At 56.8% G+C, this 14,486-nt stretch carries 15 protein-coding genes; 9 read left to right on the top strand and 6 right to left on the bottom strand.

Annotated features, from left to right (window positions below; translation table 11 throughout):
* Positions 1-6 precede the first annotated feature (6 nt).
* The 5 genes from HEP82_RS15850 to hpxK all read left to right on the top strand — a co-directional run bounded on the left by HEP82_RS15850 (position 7) and on the right by hpxK (position 4,691).
* Positions 7-675 carry an amino acid ABC transporter permease gene (locus HEP82_RS15850; RefSeq protein ID WP_192458972.1) on the top strand — a complete coding sequence of 223 codons (669 nt, stop codon included), beginning with the start codon at positions 7-9 and terminating at the stop codon, positions 673-675.
* Positions 675-1,328, top strand: coding sequence for an amino acid ABC transporter permease (locus HEP82_RS15845; protein WP_192458997.1), 654 nt, complete (start codon positions 675-677; stop codon positions 1,326-1,328). Before HEP82_RS15850 ends, HEP82_RS15845 begins: the two co-directional genes overlap by 1 nt.
* On the top strand, positions 1,309-2,040 hold the full coding sequence (locus tag HEP82_RS15840; RefSeq protein WP_192458971.1) for an amino acid ABC transporter ATP-binding protein: 732 nt from the start codon (positions 1,309-1,311) through the stop codon (positions 2,038-2,040). Before HEP82_RS15845 ends, HEP82_RS15840 begins: the two co-directional genes overlap by 20 nt.
* A 159-nt stretch (positions 2,041-2,199) precedes the next feature.
* Positions 2,200-3,444, top strand: a complete 1,245-nt coding sequence (locus HEP82_RS15835) for a pyridoxal-phosphate-dependent aminotransferase family protein (RefSeq protein WP_192458970.1) — start codon at positions 2,200-2,202, stop codon at positions 3,442-3,444.
* Entirely contained in the window at positions 3,441-4,691 is a 1,251-nt protein-coding gene (gene hpxK / locus HEP82_RS15830; protein ID WP_192458969.1) for an allantoate amidohydrolase, read from the top strand. The genes HEP82_RS15835 and hpxK overlap by 4 nt, the downstream gene beginning before the upstream one ends.
* A gap of 423 nt (positions 4,692-5,114) precedes the next feature.
* Here the strand turns inward: hpxK and HEP82_RS15825 are convergent, their stop codons facing one another.
* The 5 genes from HEP82_RS15825 to HEP82_RS15805 all read right to left on the bottom strand — a co-directional run bounded on the left by HEP82_RS15825 (position 5,115) and on the right by HEP82_RS15805 (position 9,817).
* Positions 5,115-5,777, bottom strand: a complete 663-nt coding sequence (locus tag HEP82_RS15825; protein ID WP_192458968.1) for a glutathione S-transferase N-terminal domain-containing protein — start codon at positions 5,775-5,777, stop codon at positions 5,115-5,117.
* A gap of 18 nt (positions 5,778-5,795) precedes the next feature.
* Positions 5,796-6,995: a YbfB/YjiJ family MFS transporter gene (locus HEP82_RS15820; RefSeq protein ID WP_192458967.1), complete on the bottom strand. Its 1,200-nt coding sequence runs from the start codon at positions 6,993-6,995 to the stop codon at positions 5,796-5,798.
* Positions 6,985-7,413 carry an FAD/NAD(P)-binding protein gene (locus HEP82_RS15815; RefSeq protein WP_192458966.1) on the bottom strand — a complete coding sequence of 143 codons (429 nt, stop codon included), beginning with the start codon at positions 7,411-7,413 and terminating at the stop codon, positions 6,985-6,987. Before HEP82_RS15815 ends, HEP82_RS15820 begins: the two co-directional genes overlap by 11 nt.
* A gap of 491 nt (positions 7,414-7,904) precedes the next feature.
* Positions 7,905-8,672, bottom strand: coding sequence for an amidohydrolase (locus HEP82_RS15810; RefSeq protein ID WP_192458965.1), 768 nt, complete (start codon positions 8,670-8,672; stop codon positions 7,905-7,907).
* On the bottom strand, positions 8,660-9,817 hold the full coding sequence (locus tag HEP82_RS15805) for a pyridoxal phosphate-dependent aminotransferase (RefSeq protein ID WP_192458964.1): 1,158 nt from the start codon (positions 9,815-9,817) through the stop codon (positions 8,660-8,662). The genes HEP82_RS15810 and HEP82_RS15805 overlap by 13 nt, the downstream gene beginning before the upstream one ends.
* Positions 9,818-10,003: 186 nt before the next feature.
* Between HEP82_RS15805 and HEP82_RS15800 the strand changes: the two genes are divergently transcribed.
* From HEP82_RS15800 to HEP82_RS15790, 3 genes are read left to right on the top strand one after another with little or no spacing between them, the layout of a single operon-like run.
* Positions 10,004-10,621, top strand: coding sequence for a methylthioribulose 1-phosphate dehydratase (locus tag HEP82_RS15800; RefSeq protein ID WP_192458963.1), 618 nt, complete (start codon positions 10,004-10,006; stop codon positions 10,619-10,621).
* Positions 10,618-11,334, top strand: a complete 717-nt coding sequence (gene mtnC / locus HEP82_RS15795; protein WP_192458962.1) for an acireductone synthase — start codon at positions 10,618-10,620, stop codon at positions 11,332-11,334. The genes HEP82_RS15800 and mtnC overlap by 4 nt, the downstream gene beginning before the upstream one ends.
* Positions 11,331-11,873: a 1,2-dihydroxy-3-keto-5-methylthiopentene dioxygenase gene (locus tag HEP82_RS15790; protein ID WP_192458961.1), complete on the top strand. Its 543-nt coding sequence runs from the start codon at positions 11,331-11,333 to the stop codon at positions 11,871-11,873. The genes mtnC and HEP82_RS15790 overlap by 4 nt, the downstream gene beginning before the upstream one ends.
* Before the next feature lie 45 nt (positions 11,874-11,918).
* Here the strand turns inward: HEP82_RS15790 and mtnA are convergent, their stop codons facing one another.
* Entirely contained in the window at positions 11,919-12,947 is a 1,029-nt protein-coding gene (mtnA, locus tag HEP82_RS15785) for an S-methyl-5-thioribose-1-phosphate isomerase (RefSeq protein ID WP_192458960.1), read from the bottom strand.
* A 280-nt stretch (positions 12,948-13,227) separates the two neighbouring features.
* On the opposite strand from mtnA, the gene mtnK reads away from it, so the two are divergent.
* Positions 13,228-14,430, top strand: coding sequence for an S-methyl-5-thioribose kinase (gene mtnK / locus HEP82_RS15780; protein WP_192458959.1), 1,203 nt, complete (start codon positions 13,228-13,230; stop codon positions 14,428-14,430).
* Positions 14,431-14,486 lie beyond the last annotated feature (56 nt).

Genomic DNA, 14,486 nt, shown 5'->3' with positions numbered 1-14,486 from the left:
TACGCTATGACATACCAGCTTCATTTCGCGGCATTGTGGCCGTACTGGCCGGAATTACTCGCCGGGCTATGGGTCACGATTGAGCTGACCGTCATGGCGACCCTCGGCGGCGTGGCCATCGGCGTGTTGGGCGCCGCGCTACGCAGCGGCAGGCCGACGCTGATAAGCCGCCTGTGGGGCTTGTATGTCGAGCTGATCCGCAATACCCCGTTTGTGGTGCAACTGTTTTTCATCGTGTTCGGTCTGCCGGGGCTGGGGCTGAAGCTCAATGCCGGTCAGGCTGCGCTGCTGGCGATGTTGGTCAACCTGGGCGCCTACAGCACGGAGATTATCCGCGCCGGCATCCAGGTGACACCGAAAGGTCAGTGGGAGGCGGCGCGGGTGCTGGGGCTGACCAAAACCCAGACCTTTCTGCGGGTGATCCTGCCGCCGGCGCTGCAACGGATTTATCCGGCGCTGGTCAGCCAGTGCATCATCGTGATGCTCGGTTCTTCCGTGGTGTCACAGGTGTCGTTTGAAGAGCTGACCTTCGCCGCCAACCTGATTCAGTCCCGAACCTTCCTCAGTTTCGAGGTGTATCTGGTGACTACGCTGTTTTATCTGGCGCTGTCGATGTTGATGCGCCAGCTACTGCTGCTGGCCGGGCGACGTTTGCTGGGAGTACCGCGCCAATGATGACGTTTACCGACTGGGATATCGTGCGCAACCTGCTGTTGGCGGGGCGCTGGACGCTGCTGCTGTCACTGGCGGCCTTTTTTGGCGGCGGTCTGGTCACGCTGCCTTTATTGCTGCTGCGTCTGACCAAACGCCCATGGCCGCTGCGCCTGACCCGGCTGTACGCCGATGTGTTTCAGGGTACGCCGCTGCTGATGCAGCTGTTCTTGGCGTTCTTCGGCCTGGGGTTGTTCGGTATCGACGTCAGCCCCTGGACGGCGGCGGCGCTGGCGCTGACGCTGTTCACCAGCGCGTTTCTGGTGGATATCTGGCATGGCAGCGTGCTGGCGTTGCCGAAAGGGCAGTGGGAAGCCTCTCGTTGCCTCGGGCTGACCTTCACCCAGACGCTGACTCGGGTGATTGCCCCGCAGGCGATGCGTATCGCCATCGCGCCGACGGTCGGGTTTTCGGTGCAGGTGATCAAGGGCACCGCGCTGGCCTCGATCATCGGTTTCGTCGAACTGACCAAGGCCGGCACCATGCTCAACAACGTGACCTTCCAGCCGTTCAAAGTGTTCGGGCTGGTGGCGCTGGGCTATTTCCTGCTGTGTTACCCGCTCTCTTACTACAGCCGTTATCTGGAGAAGAAATTCAATGCCGCTCATCACCATTAATCAGGTCCATAAGTATTACGGCCAAAACCACGTACTGAAAGGCGTGGATCTGGATATCGACGTGGGCGAGGTGGTGTCCATCATCGGCCGTAGCGGTTCCGGCAAAAGTACGCTGCTGCGCTGCATCAACGGGCTGGAAGGCTATCAGGACGGCAGTATCAAACTGGGGGGGATGACCATTACCGACCGCGAGTCGCAGGCGCGCGAAATCAGCCGATCCGTCGGCATGATCTTTCAGAATTTCAACCTGTTTCCCCATATGACGGCGCTGGAGAACGTGATGCTGGCGCCACGGTTGGTGTTGGGCAAAAGCGATGCCGAGTGCCGGGCGTTGGGGGCGCAGATGCTGAACAAGGTCGGGCTGGGGGAGCGGATGGAGTATTACCCGTCCAGCCTGTCCGGCGGCCAGCAACAGCGAGTGGCGATCGCCCGTGCGTTGGCGATGAACCCGAAGGTATTGCTGTGCGATGAGATCACCTCGGCGTTGGATCCGGAACTGGTGGGCGAGGTGCTCAAAGTGCTGGAGCAACTGGCGGCGGAAGGGATGACGCTGATTCTGGTCACGCACGAAATGAATTTCGCCCGCGAGGTGGGCGACCGGGTGGTGTTTATGCATCAGGGGACGGTGTGGGAACAGGGGCCGGGCGATGTACTGTTCGCCAGCCCGCAAACACCGGAACTGAAGCAGTTTATCGCCTCGGTAAGATTGTGAGGAGTAGGACGCCTGACCCGGTGCGCCGGTAAGCGCAGCAATCGCGTGTTCCCGCCGGAGGGACGGCGTGTCGGCTATTTCGGGGTCGGCGTCGGGCTATTCCTGTTCTCATTGAACATTCCCCAACGTCGTTGGGAATCTATTTCAGGAGTTAATTTCATGCATAACGAACTGCTGGCGCAAATCAATCCGCCGCACCGCCTGTTGATGGGGCCGGGCCCGATCAACGCCGATCCGCGCGTACTGCGCGCCATGTCCAGCCAATTGATCGGCCAGTACGATCCGGCGATGACCGGCTACATGAATCAGGTGATGGCGCTGTATCGCCAGCTGTTCCGTACCGACAACCGCTGGACCATGCTGGTGGACGGCACTTCCCGCGCCGGGATCGAGGCGATTCTGGTATCGGCGATCCGCCCCGGCGATCGGGTGCTGGTGCCGGTATTCGGCCGCTTCGGCCATCTGTTGTGCGAGATTGCCCGCCGCTGCCGCGCCGATGTGCACACTATCGAAGCGCCGTGGGGCGAGGTGTTCACGCCGGATCAGATCGAAGACGCCATTAAGCGAGTGAAGCCGCGCCTGCTGCTCACCGTGCAGGGCGATACCTCCACCACCATGCTGCAACCGCTGGCGGAGCTGGGGGATATCTGTCGTCGTCATGACGTCCTTTTTTACACCGACGCCACCGCGTCGTTCGGCGGCAACCCGCTGGAAACCGATGCCTGGGGACTGGATGCGGTGTCCGCCGGGTTGCAGAAATGCCTGGGCGGGCCGTCCGGCAGTTCGCCGATCACGCTCAGCCCGCGCATGGAGGCGGTGATTCGTCAGCGTAAGTGCGTGGAGCAGGGCATTCGTACCGCCGACCATCAGGACGGCGACGACGAAATGATTTATTCCAACTATTTCGACCTCGGCATGGTGATGGACTATTGGGGGCCGGAGCGTCTCAACCACCATACCGAGGCCACCAGCATGCTGTTCGCCGCACGGGAATGCGCCTGCGTTATTCTGGAAGAGGGGCTGGACGCCAGTATTGCCCGTCACCAGTTGCACGGTAATGCGCTGCTGGCCGGTATCGAAGGCATGGGGTTGCAAGCTTACGGCGATATCGCCAACAAGATGAACAACGTGCTGGGGGTGGTGATCCCGCAAGGCGTCCACGGCGAACAGGTGCGCAAACTGCTGCTGGAGGATTTCGCCATCGAGATCGGCACCTCGTTCGGGCCGTTGCAGGGCAAGATCTGGCGCATCGGCACCATGGGTTATAACGCCCGAAAAGATTGCGTGATGCAGACGCTGAGTGCATTAGACGCGGTGCTGAATCATCTGGGGTTCGCGACGGTTCAGGGCGCGGCGATGCAAGCGGCGTGGGATGTTTACCGCAACCGCAAGGAGCCGGCATGAGCGACGTGCTGACGGCGGCTGAGGCGCTGAGCGCCGCACGTCGCGTAATGCAGCGTTGCGATGAACTGGCGGCCATCAGCGAGACTGCCGGTCAACTGACGCGAGTTTACCTGTCGCCGGAGCATCTGCTCGCCAATCGGCGAGTCGGCGAATGGATGCAGGAAGCTGGCATGCGCGTCTGGCAGGATAGCGTCGGCAATATCTGCGGGCGTTATGATGGGCACACGCCCGACGCACCAGCACTGCTGCTGGGTTCTCATTTGGATACGGTGCGCAACGCCGGGCGCTACGACGGCATGCTTGGCGTGCTGACCGCCATTGAAACCGTCGCCAGCTTGCATCGTCAGGGGATCCGGCTGCCGCTGGCGGTGGAAATTGTTGGTTTTGGCGACGAAGAAGGCACCCGTTTCGGCATTACCCTGCTGGGAAGCCGGGGGCTGACCGGCAGCTGGCCGTCCGACTGGTTATCGCGCACGGATGCGGACGGTGTCACCGTCGCCAGCGCGTTGCACACCGCCGGGCTGAACGTCGACGCCATTGGCGACGCCGAACGGGCGGCGCGGGAGATTACCGCGTATCTGGAATTGCATATCGAGCAGGGGCCTTGTCTGGAGCAAGCGGAACTGGCGCTGGGGGTGGTGACAGCCATTAACGGCGCGCGGCGGCTGAACTGCGCCTTTACCGGCCATGCCGGTCATGCGGGGACGGTGCCGATGTCGCAGCGGCAGGACGCGCTGGCTGCCGCCGCCGCCTGGATGACGCAGGCAGAGCAGCTTACTCTGGCGAGCGACCCGCATCTGGTGGCGACGTTCGGTACCCTGCAATGTTTGCCGGGGGCGGCGAATGTGATCCCAGGGGAAGTGCGGCTGACGTTGGATATTCGCGGGCCGGCCGATAAACCGCTGGATGCGTTGCTGCAACAGTTGCTGGATCTGGCCCAGACCATAGCGACCACGCGCGGTTGTGCGTTTAACGCCGAAGAGTATTACCGCATCGCCGCAACGCCGTGCGACAGCGCGCTGCAACAGCGGCTTTCCGATGCGGTGATGGCGGTGCAGGGCCGCAATATGCAACTGCCGAGCGGTGCGGGCCATGACGCTATCGCCATCGCTGAGCGCTGGCCTGTGGGGATGCTGTTTGTTCGTTGCAAGGGCGGCGTTAGCCACCATCCGGATGAATCGGTATTGACCGACGATGTGGCGCTGGCATTGCAGGCGCTGCTGCTCACGGTATTGGGATACCGTTGAAATATACCGTGGGCACCGGGTGACAGGCATGTGCTGCTATCGTATATCGGTATTTCAATAACGTGGAATTGATCACCGAGCTAAGGTTTGGCATTAGCGTGCGTTTTTTTCTAAAAATATATTTCCGGGAGCGGTGATATCGGGAGCGGTAATCGCTCCCGTTTTACTTCCTCTGTTGTCATCAGTTACCGTCATAACTTGAATTTTTCATCAGCCCTGTTCTGTGATGAAGGTATGTCGTCATCGCAATACCATCATAATAAGTAATGATGTGTAACATGTAATACCCGCCAGATACTGGCAAAAAAATACCTGAATGAAACGGTAGTCATGGTTGAGTTATTGTCTGTGTGGTTTGGCATTAATATTTCTTCGCTAACAGATGGCGCATCATAAAAAGCGAACGTTGGCCTGATTACCCGACTATGCTCGTGGCTGGCGGATAAAATCAGAAAGTAAGCTGGCATAATCAGGTTTCTTGGCTAAACACGCGGTGTTAATCAGCGACAGTACGCTAGCAAAAGGGGAACATTGCAGGAAATCGACCACATTTTTATTGTCCACCTCATTAAATAATGCACCATGACGAAACTGGACATATTCTAACGCCGCATGGGAATACAATGTGGCAAGGTTTGGCGTCAGGCGGGTATTGACCCCTTCGTCACCTATCTCTTTATTGAGCTGTTTTAGCGCTGCCATCATACCGGCCTGCCCTCTCTGAATAAGCGCGTTATCATTTTCGGTATAGCGTGCTAATACTGCGGTTCGAAATGCAATTTCCATCAGCGTTTTGGCTACCCCTAAGTGTTTAATTTCATGGGCCTGTGCCGAGTCTACCTGACGTAATGCCTGGGGTTGATAGGTTGCAATTAAATACTGGCAAATGCATAAACTTTCGGTAAGGGCCACTCCGTTATCAAGTTCTAACGCGGGGATCAAGCAAAATGGATTGACGCTTTTAAGATTAATGGGGGAGTTCCAGGGGTCAACCCAAATAAATGTGAGTGGTGAGCAGTGTGATAAAAGCGCTGTTGCGACGACCACACGTGAGAAAGGAGATGTTTCATTAAGATACAGTTGCATGAAGAGTCCTTTACTAAACTAAATAGATTGGGAAAAAGGTTTTGAAATTGGGTGCGATGATGTCAACATAATGCACGTCACAGAAAGTAATAGCGCACTGGTACTGATAGCGAACAATAAGTTATATGAGTCCAATTGACTTAAAGAATACGCCATGAAAAAACCAACCACCCCTTGTGATATTGCAAAAGAGAGTGTCATGCCACTCCATGCTTTTGTATGCAGATCATATCCCACACATTCCAATGTATAAGTCGATACCAGCGTCACGGTTCCTGGAGTAAAAATACCAACCAACAATGAAGACAGGAATAATGCGGCGGGATGTGAACTGGCTAGCGGTAATGCGACGCCTAGCGCTTTCAGACTAAATGCGATGCAAAGTGAACGTTTTAGCCCAAATCTATCACCTAGATTACCCGTAATCAGTGGGCCAATAACGGCACCGACACCAAACGTCGCCCAGAAAAAACCACCACTGGAGAATGACATACCTAATTCTCGTACGATGTAATCAACCCAGAATAACGTATGTGGCAGATATCCAATCGCGTTGCAGGTATAAGCCAATAAAATAAGTGCTACGCTCCTTATTTGAAATTTAGAAAGCTGAAAAAAAGAGACGTTAACCCCAATAGGTTGTGAGGATGTGTCAGTAGTTTTCCATGCACGCCATGTCAGAACTGTTGTCACGAATGCTATCGCGCCCATGCCTAGCCAGGCAGACATAATGCTGAAATAAATAAGTAATGGGATTAGCGTGCCTGAGAGCATTGCACCTAGCCCGATACCAGAGAAAACAACTCCACTGACTCTGGCTTTTACACTGGGTTTATATTTACGAACAATGACCGGGGGAGCCACAACCATTAACAACGCACCTGCTATACCGGCCAATGTGCGACAAACATAAAACCAGTTCAGTGGCGCTTCTTTTAGTGCACACCCAAAATAACTAAAACTGCTAATCAACATAGCTGCACGGATTAATTTCCCGGCACTAAAGTAACGTAATAAAATATTGGCTGCTGGCGCGCCTAATATATAGCCCAGAAGTGTTGCCACCCCTAAATATGAGGCTTCACTTTTGCTAAACCAGTCACTTTGGATTAATGCGGGCATCAAGGCAATATAGGCAAATCGACCTATGCCATTGCCTATCAGCGTCGCCCCCATACCCGCTAAACTGTCTCGATTAATGATTTGATTATTCAACATAAGAGGATGCCTTTTCTGTCTCCGCCAGACATGCCAATAATTGACTGACCGCCTTCCCCGCATCAATAATCGCTGTTGAATTGACGCCAGGTCTGGGGACAATAAAGGTGTAGAATTTGTTTCCTTCGGTAGGTAATCCAAGTGCCCACATATTTTTGTGTATTTCACCATTTTTATTCAGCACTTGCATTGTCGTCGTCACATCAATGCCGCCAGGGTGGTAATCGCCGTTGTAGCAAAGTCGAGCATACCCTTTCGCAAGTAGCTGCTTCCACAAGGCGGAGGCATCATCTTTTGGTCTGTGCATAGAGATTTTTGCATTGATAATCAGATCTGCTCGCATAAAATAATCAGGCCATATCGAAGATTTTAATAATATTGCGCCTTGTTGATTTTCCTTCTCCAGCTTGAAATACATACTCGTTCAATACATACCGAGCGTGGATGTTATAATAATGTTAACAAAGAGAGCGAGCATAAATTTTGCTCACTTATTAAGAAGTAATTGTTTTTTGACCTCCGTCACTCTCTCGTTATTCCGACACACCATTTTCAACACACCCTATGTATGACTGGCCTCGTGCCTCCCCGTATGAGGAGACTCACACTATCAGTTAATCGTTTTTGACTAAGAGGAATGTGGCTGGCTACGGCAGTCTCACTGTAATTTAAGGAGTAACCTTTTGTTTATATTATTGATGTTTGCTGAATTCCGATCATCGGAGCGGATGGGGGCAGACCCAACAATAGGCTCGTGTACTTAAGCGAGTGGTATTAAGGGAGATAACAGCGTGGAGGAAGGGGAGTCAGAAAGGCGCTAGTCGCATCTACTATGATGAAAACTGCCGACAGGACATGTGCTGCGCGGTTGCATCGCTGGCAGCGCATGATCCTGTCGGGCGGAGTAATTTACAAACTAAACTTATCGGCGTCGCGCCAGGCGGGGAAGGTTTCGCGGTAGCTTTGCAATGCTTCCAGCGACAGTTCGGCGTCGATGCGCGCCGCCTGATTGTCCGGCGCGCTGGCCAGCAGGTTGCCCTGCGCGTCGATGACTCGGCTGTCGCCCTGATAGCTATGGCCGTTGCCGTCGGTGCCGACGCGGTTACAACCGGCGACGTAAGCCTGATTTTCAATCGCGCGGGCAGTCAGCAACGCTTTCCAGTGTGGCGCCCGCGGCGTCGGCCAGTTGGCGACGTACAGCGCCAGATCGTAATCCTGACGGTTGCGCGACCATACTGGAAAGCGCAAGTCGTAGCAGATCAGCGGCAGAATGCGCCAGCCGCGCCATTCCACAACCTGCCGGCTTTCGCCGGATTGATAATATTCATGTTCGTCCGCCATGCGGAACAGGTGGCGTTTGTCGTACTGGTAGACGTTACCCTGCGGATCCGCTAGCAAGAAACGGTTCGCCGCGCCGTGGTTGGTCTGTACCGCCACGCTACCGCCGACCAGCGCGTTGTTGCGCTGCGCCCACTGACGCAACCAGCTTTCCACCACGCTTTGCTCCAGGCTGCTTTTCGCTGCCTCCATGGCAAAACCGGTGGTGAACATTTCCGGCAATACGATCAGATCGCGGCCGGTGATGTCACCCAGTAGGGTGTCGAAATGGTTGAGGTTAGCCGGGCCGTCCATCCAGGCCAGCGGCTGTTGCAACAGCGTGATTTTTAAAGTCGACATAAGCGCTCCGCAGCGGCGTCAAGTGTGGATTCCTGTTTGGCAAAGCATAACCGAATCAGCGTATGAGGGAAGGGCGCGTCACAGAAAACCGACAGCGGAATGGCGGCGACGCCGACCTGTTCGGTCAGCCAGCGGCAGAAGCTGACGTCGTCCTGCGTCGAGATGGCTCGGTAATCCGCCAGCAGAAAGTAGGTGCCTTCGCAGGGCAGGATTTCCAGCCGGCTGCCGGACAGCGCGTTGACGAAGCGGTCACGTTTAGCGCGGTAGACGTCGGGCAGATCGCGCCAGTGCTGCGGCTGCTGTCGCAGCATATCGGCGATGGCTAACTGGGCCGGCGTATTGACGGAAAACGTCAGATACTGATGAACCTTACGTACTTCGGCGCTCAGCGGCGCCGGCGCCACGCAGTAGCCCACTTTCCAGCCGGTCATATGAAAGGTTTTACCGAACGAAGACACGGCAATTGCGCGCTGTCGCAGTTCCGGGTGCGCCAGCACGCTGGCATGGCCCTCGGCGGCAAAGCAGATGTGTTCGTATACTTCATCGCTCAGCACGTAGATCTCCCGTGCGGCAATCGCCTGCCACAGTTGTTGGAAATCCTCCTGTTGCCAGACCGTGGCGGACGGATTGTGCGGCGTATTGACGATAACCAGCCGGGTACGGTCGCTGAGCAGTGTGTCGAAGGTTGCCCAGTCGACACGGAAGGCAGGCGGTTGCAGCGCCAGCCGTTTCAGCACGCCGCCCGCTAGCTGCACCGCCGGCGCATAGCTGTCGTAACTGGGGTCGAAGCAGATGACTTCATCGCCGGGGCGCACCAGTGCACTGATGGCAGCGAATAATGCCTCGGTGGCACCGGCCGTGACGGTGATTTCAGTCTCCGCATCCGGTTGCCAGCCGTAGAGTTCCGCCGTCTTTTCCGCTATCGCCTGGCGCAACGGGGCGACGCCGGTCATGGGGGCGTACTGGTTGGCGCCCTGGATGACATGGTGGTTCAGCCGTTCTTTCAGGTATGACGGGCCGTCGAAATCCGGGAACCCCTGCGACAGATTGATGGCCTGATGTTGCTGCGCCAAGGCGCTCATCTGCGTGAAGATCGTGGTGCCGAGGGAAGGTAACTTACTGTCGGGAATTAGTGCGGCGCTCATGACGGAAGAAGGACTCCTGCAAGCCTGTATTGCTGCCAATATAACACGATGCTAGTATTTGGCAATCAAGACGCTTGGACGTTTAAACGGCTAAATTCCATAATTCACTAAGCCATAACTAAATAGACTAAGCAGCCTCATTATTTGTGACTGACGCGCTGCCTCTTCACCTGTACAGGATGATTTATGAGTAACAACCCGCAATTGAGCGAGCTGGTGGCCGCCTGCCGCTGGATCGGTCAGAAAGGCTGGTGCCCAGCGACCGGCGGCAACATGTCGGTTCGGCTCGACGAACAATGGTGTCTGATCAGCGAGTCCGGTAAGGATAAAGGCAACGTGCAGGCGCAGGATTTTCTGCAAGTGGATATTGCTTCCAATCATATTCCCAGCGGGCGTACCCCTTCGGCGGAGACCGGCCTGCACACCCTGCTGTATCGTCTGTTGCCGCAGCAGGCCGGCGCGGTGCTGCATACGCATTCGGTGAACGCGACCGTGTTGTCGCGGGTAGAGAAACGTGCGGTGTTGGTGCTGGAAGGCTATGAAATGCAGAAATCCCTGAGCGGCCAGCGGACGCATCTCGATCGGGTGACGATCCCCATTTTCGACAATGATCAGGACATTCCAGCGCTGGCGGCCCGCGTTGCGGCTCTGCACGAGACTGCGCCTTTGCGCTACGGTTTTCTGGTGCGTGGCCATGGCTTGTATTGCTGGGGGCGGGATGTGGGGGAAGCCCGCCGCCACCTCGAAGGACTGGAGTTTCTGTTCCAGTGCGAATTGCAACGGCGTCTGCTGGAGGTTCAATGATCAAGGCGATTGTCACCGATATCGAAGGCACAACCAGCGATATCCGTTTTGTGCATCATGTTCTGTTTCCCTATGCCCGCGAACGGCTAGCGGCAACGCTGGCGCAGGCGGATGAGGTGCCGGAAATCGCCGGAGCGCTGGATGTGTTGCGTCAGGAGATTGGCGAGCCGCAGGCAGACGCCGCGCGACTGCTGGTCGTGCTGAACCAGTTTATGGATCAGGATCGCAAGTCGCCGGCGTTGAAACTGTTGCAGGGCATTATCTGGCGTACCGGCTATCGTAACGGCGATTTTCGCGGCCATGTGTATGACGATGTGGCGCCGCAATTGCGTGCCTGGCACGCACAAGGGCTGGCGCTGTATGTCTATTCTTCCGGTTCGGTGGAAGCGCAGCATCTGCTGTTCGGCCATAGCGAGGCGGGCGACCTGCGTCCATGGTTCAGCGATTACTTTGATACCCGCGTCGGTGCTAAGCGCGACGTGGCATCCTATCAGCATATCGCCCGGTCGATAGGGGTGTCGCCCGATGCATTGCTGTTCCTGTCCGATATTCGGCAGGAGCTGGATGCCGCCGCCGCCGCCGGCTGGCACACTTGCCAACTGATCCGCGACGAGGCGGATACGCACAGCCGCCATCCGCAAGTCAGCCGTTTTGATCACATCGATCTGAGCCGTTTTTCGGTTCCCCAACAACCGCAGGAGAATCGCCCATGAGCGCTTTAACCATTTTCAGTGACGCCGATGCCCACCAGCCGCTGTGGCAGAGCAACGACGCCGCGGCGATCCAAGCGCAACTCGCCGCCATCGGCGTGCATTTCGAGCGCTGGCAGGCGGATCGCCCACTCAGCGATGCCCCCTCCGCCGACGAGGTGCTGGCGGCGTATCAACACGAGATCGACAAACTGGTGGCGGAGAAGGGCTATCAGAGTTGGGATGTGATCAGCATGCGGGCGGATAATCCGCAGAAAGAGGCGCTGCGCGCCAAGTTCCTGTCCGAGCATACTCACGCGGAAGACGAAGTGCGTTTTTTCGTGGCGGGCACCGGGCTGTTCTGTCTGCATGTGGACGGCCGGATTTTCCAGATCCTGTGCGAGAAGAACGATTTGCTGTCGGTGCCTGCCGGCACTCCACACTGGTTCGATATGGGATCGGCGCCGCATTTCACCGCCATCCGCCTGTTCAATAATCCCGACGGCTGGATCGCCCACTTCACCGGCGATGCTATCGCCGATACTTATCCGAAGTTGGCGTAATCCGCTGGCGGTTGCGTGCCCGTGGGCGGGCACGCACTCTCTTGCTTATCCCTGTGTGCGTTGAAATATGCCGTCGTGTACCTGTTGCGGCGTCACCACGCCGTTATCAAGCACCCAACCGCTGATGAGTGCCGCCGGTGTGACGTCGAACGCCGGGTTGTATACCGCGGCATCCGTTGGGGCCCATTGGCACTGACCGAAACTGCCGGCGACGCCGGTGACTTCATTGGCGGCGCGTTGCTCGATGGGGATAGCCTGCCCATTAGGGCAATGCGGGTCATGCGTGGTGTGCGGCGCGGCGACATAAAACGGAATACCGTGATAGTGCGCCAGCACCGCCAGGTTGTAGGTGCCTATCTTGTTGGCGACGTCACCGTTGGCGGCAATGCGGTCGGCGCCTACCCACACCGCGTCGACCAGGCCCTGCGCCATCAGGCTGGCGGCCATAGAATCGCATATCAGGCGATAAGGAATGCCCAACTCACCCAGCTCCCAGGCGGTGAGCCTGCCGCCTTGCAGCAATGGGCGAGTTTCATCCACCCACACGCTTTCCACCCGGCCTTGTTGGTGGGCGCGCAGGATCACCCCGATGGCAGTGCCGACGCCCGCAGTCGCCAATCCGCCGGTATTGCAGTGGGTCAGCAGCCGACTGCCGGGTTTGACCAACCCGGCGCCGTGCCCAGCGATGCGATCGCACAAGGTTTTGTCTTCATCAATCAGCCGCAATGCTTCCTGTGTCATGGTGCCGGTGAAATCCGCTGCGGCCAGCGCCTGTTTCATGCGATCGAGGTTGTTCATCAGGTTGACGGCGGTCGGGCGCGATGCCCGCAGCGTTTCCAGCGCCTGTGATAATGCATCCGGCGGCATCCCTTGTTCCGCCAACAACGCCAGCAGCAGGCTGGCGGACAGCCCGATCAAGGGAGCGCCTCGCACCCGCAGTGTGCGGATGTGGTCGACCAGCGTGGCGACATCGGGGCAGGGGCACCAGATTTTTTGCTGCGGCAGCGCCTGTTGGTCGAGGATCCACAGTTGGTTATCAACGACTTTCAGACTGGTCGTGTTAAAGGTCTGCATGAGTGGTTAAATCCATGTTGCGTTATTGCGTCGGGGAACCTATTCTGCCAATATGCCTTTCGGAAGTATAGACGTCTGAATGTTTTTATGTCTATCCCCTTCATACTTCAAGTTGCGGGTGTGTTGGCTGCGTTACAAGGCTCTAACGAGCCTTGCCCTAAAGGGCCAACGTATGGCGTTGTTCAACACGCGAGCGTGTTGTCCTGCAACTCGAATTATTTTGGGTATAAAGCTCGGTGTTGGTAACAAGCAAACACTACGTAGATAAACGAGGTTGGTTATGTCGCTTTACCGTACCTTTACTGCACAGGATGCCGTGCAGTACGCCCGCCAGTTCGGCGGTGTGGCGGATCCGCAGTCGTTGATTGACGCCGAGGAAGTCGGCGATGGCAATCTGAACCTGGTTTTTAAGATCCGTGATGCTCAGGGCATCAGTCGGGTGATCGTCAAACAAGCGTTGCCTTATGTGCGCTGCGTCGGTGAGTCCTGGCCGTTGACGTTGGATCGCGCCCGCATCGAAGCGGAAACCCTGCTGTTGCACGCGCGTTACTGCCCGCAACATACCGTGACAGTGTTGCACCATGATCCGCAACTGGCGGTGATGGTGCAGGAAGATTTGTCCGACCATGAGATCTGGCGTCGCGGTTTGGTGCAGGGGCGTGATTATCCGCTGGCGGCGGCACAGCTGGGTGAATATCTGGCCCAGACGTTATTTCACTATTCCGATTTCTATCAGCATCCTCATGAGAAGAAAGCGGCGGTGAGCCGTTTCACCAATCCTGAGTTATGTCAGATTACGGAAGATCTGTTTTTTACCGATCCTTATACCGACCATGAGCGTAATCAGTTCGATCCGGCTTTGCGTTCCGAGGTTGAAGCGCTGTGGCGAGATTCGGCGCTGAAATGTGCGGTAGCCGGACTGAAACAGGCATTTCTGACCCGGGCGGAAGCGCTGCTGCACGGCGACGTTCACAGCGGTTCCATCTTCGTGAAGGAAGAGAGCCTCAAAGTGATCGATGCGGAGTTCGGTTTCTATGGTCCGATGGGCTTTGATATCGGCTCGGCGCTGGGCAATCTGTTGCTCAATTATTGCGGCTTGCCGGGGTTGCAGGCGCCGCGTGAAGCGGCTGCGGCGCGGGAACGACGGCTGGAGGATATCGTGATGTTATGGCATACCTTTGCCCGCCGTTTTACGGTGCTCGCCCGGGAAAACAGCCGGGATTCGGCGTTGGCCGTCGAAGGGTATGCGGAGCAATTCCTGCAGCAGGTCTGGCGGGATACCGTCGGCTACTGCGGTACTGAACTGATTCGTCGTACCGTCGGCATGGCGCATGTGGCGGATCTGGAGACGATTGCGGATGTGGACGCCCGCCTGGCCTGCCAGCGCCACGCAATCATATTAGGAAAAACACTGGTGTTGGCCGCACCGCATATTGACAGCCCGGAAGCGTTGCTGGCGCGGGTACGCCAGAGCGGCGCCTGAGAGTACAACGTGACATCTGAGTAACACGTTGAAGCCGGCTGCAACCGGCTTCGCAG

The sequence above is a fragment of the Musicola keenii genome (genome assembly GCF_014855505.1).
Classification (GTDB): Bacteria; Pseudomonadota; Gammaproteobacteria; order Enterobacterales; family Enterobacteriaceae; genus Musicola; species Musicola paradisiaca.
Note: the sequence above shows the minus strand (reverse complement) of the source record. Positions and strands in the feature narration are given on the sequence as shown.

Excerpts from the sequence above, each read along its gene's own strand:
- HEP82_RS15850 (WP_192458972.1), top strand. The coding sequence starts at position 7 with ATGACATACCAGCTTCATTTCGCGGCATTGTGGCCGTACTGGCCGGAA.
- HEP82_RS15845 (WP_192458997.1), top strand. The coding sequence starts at position 675 with ATGACGTTTACCGACTGGGATATCGTGCGCAACCTGCTGTTGGCGGGG.
- HEP82_RS15840 (WP_192458971.1), top strand. The coding sequence starts at position 1,309 with ATGCCGCTCATCACCATTAATCAGGTCCATAAGTATTACGGCCAAAAC.
- HEP82_RS15835 (WP_192458970.1), top strand. The coding sequence starts at position 2,200 with ATGCATAACGAACTGCTGGCGCAAATCAATCCGCCGCACCGCCTGTTG.
- hpxK (WP_192458969.1), top strand. The coding sequence starts at position 3,441 with ATGAGCGACGTGCTGACGGCGGCTGAGGCGCTGAGCGCCGCACGTCGC.
- HEP82_RS15825 (WP_192458968.1), bottom strand. The coding sequence starts at position 5,777 with ATGCAACTGTATCTTAATGAAACATCTCCTTTCTCACGTGTGGTCGTC.
- HEP82_RS15820 (WP_192458967.1), bottom strand. The coding sequence starts at position 6,995 with ATGTTGAATAATCAAATCATTAATCGAGACAGTTTAGCGGGTATGGGG.
- HEP82_RS15815 (WP_192458966.1), bottom strand. The coding sequence starts at position 7,413 with ATGTATTTCAAGCTGGAGAAGGAAAATCAACAAGGCGCAATATTATTA.
- HEP82_RS15810 (WP_192458965.1), bottom strand. The coding sequence starts at position 8,672 with ATGTCGACTTTAAAAATCACGCTGTTGCAACAGCCGCTGGCCTGGATG.
- HEP82_RS15805 (WP_192458964.1), bottom strand. The coding sequence starts at position 9,817 with ATGAGCGCCGCACTAATTCCCGACAGTAAGTTACCTTCCCTCGGCACC.
- HEP82_RS15800 (WP_192458963.1), top strand. The coding sequence starts at position 10,004 with ATGAGTAACAACCCGCAATTGAGCGAGCTGGTGGCCGCCTGCCGCTGG.
- mtnC (WP_192458962.1), top strand. The coding sequence starts at position 10,618 with ATGATCAAGGCGATTGTCACCGATATCGAAGGCACAACCAGCGATATC.
- HEP82_RS15790 (WP_192458961.1), top strand. The coding sequence starts at position 11,331 with ATGAGCGCTTTAACCATTTTCAGTGACGCCGATGCCCACCAGCCGCTG.
- mtnA (WP_192458960.1), bottom strand. The coding sequence starts at position 12,947 with ATGCAGACCTTTAACACGACCAGTCTGAAAGTCGTTGATAACCAACTG.
- mtnK (WP_192458959.1), top strand. The coding sequence starts at position 13,228 with ATGTCGCTTTACCGTACCTTTACTGCACAGGATGCCGTGCAGTACGCC.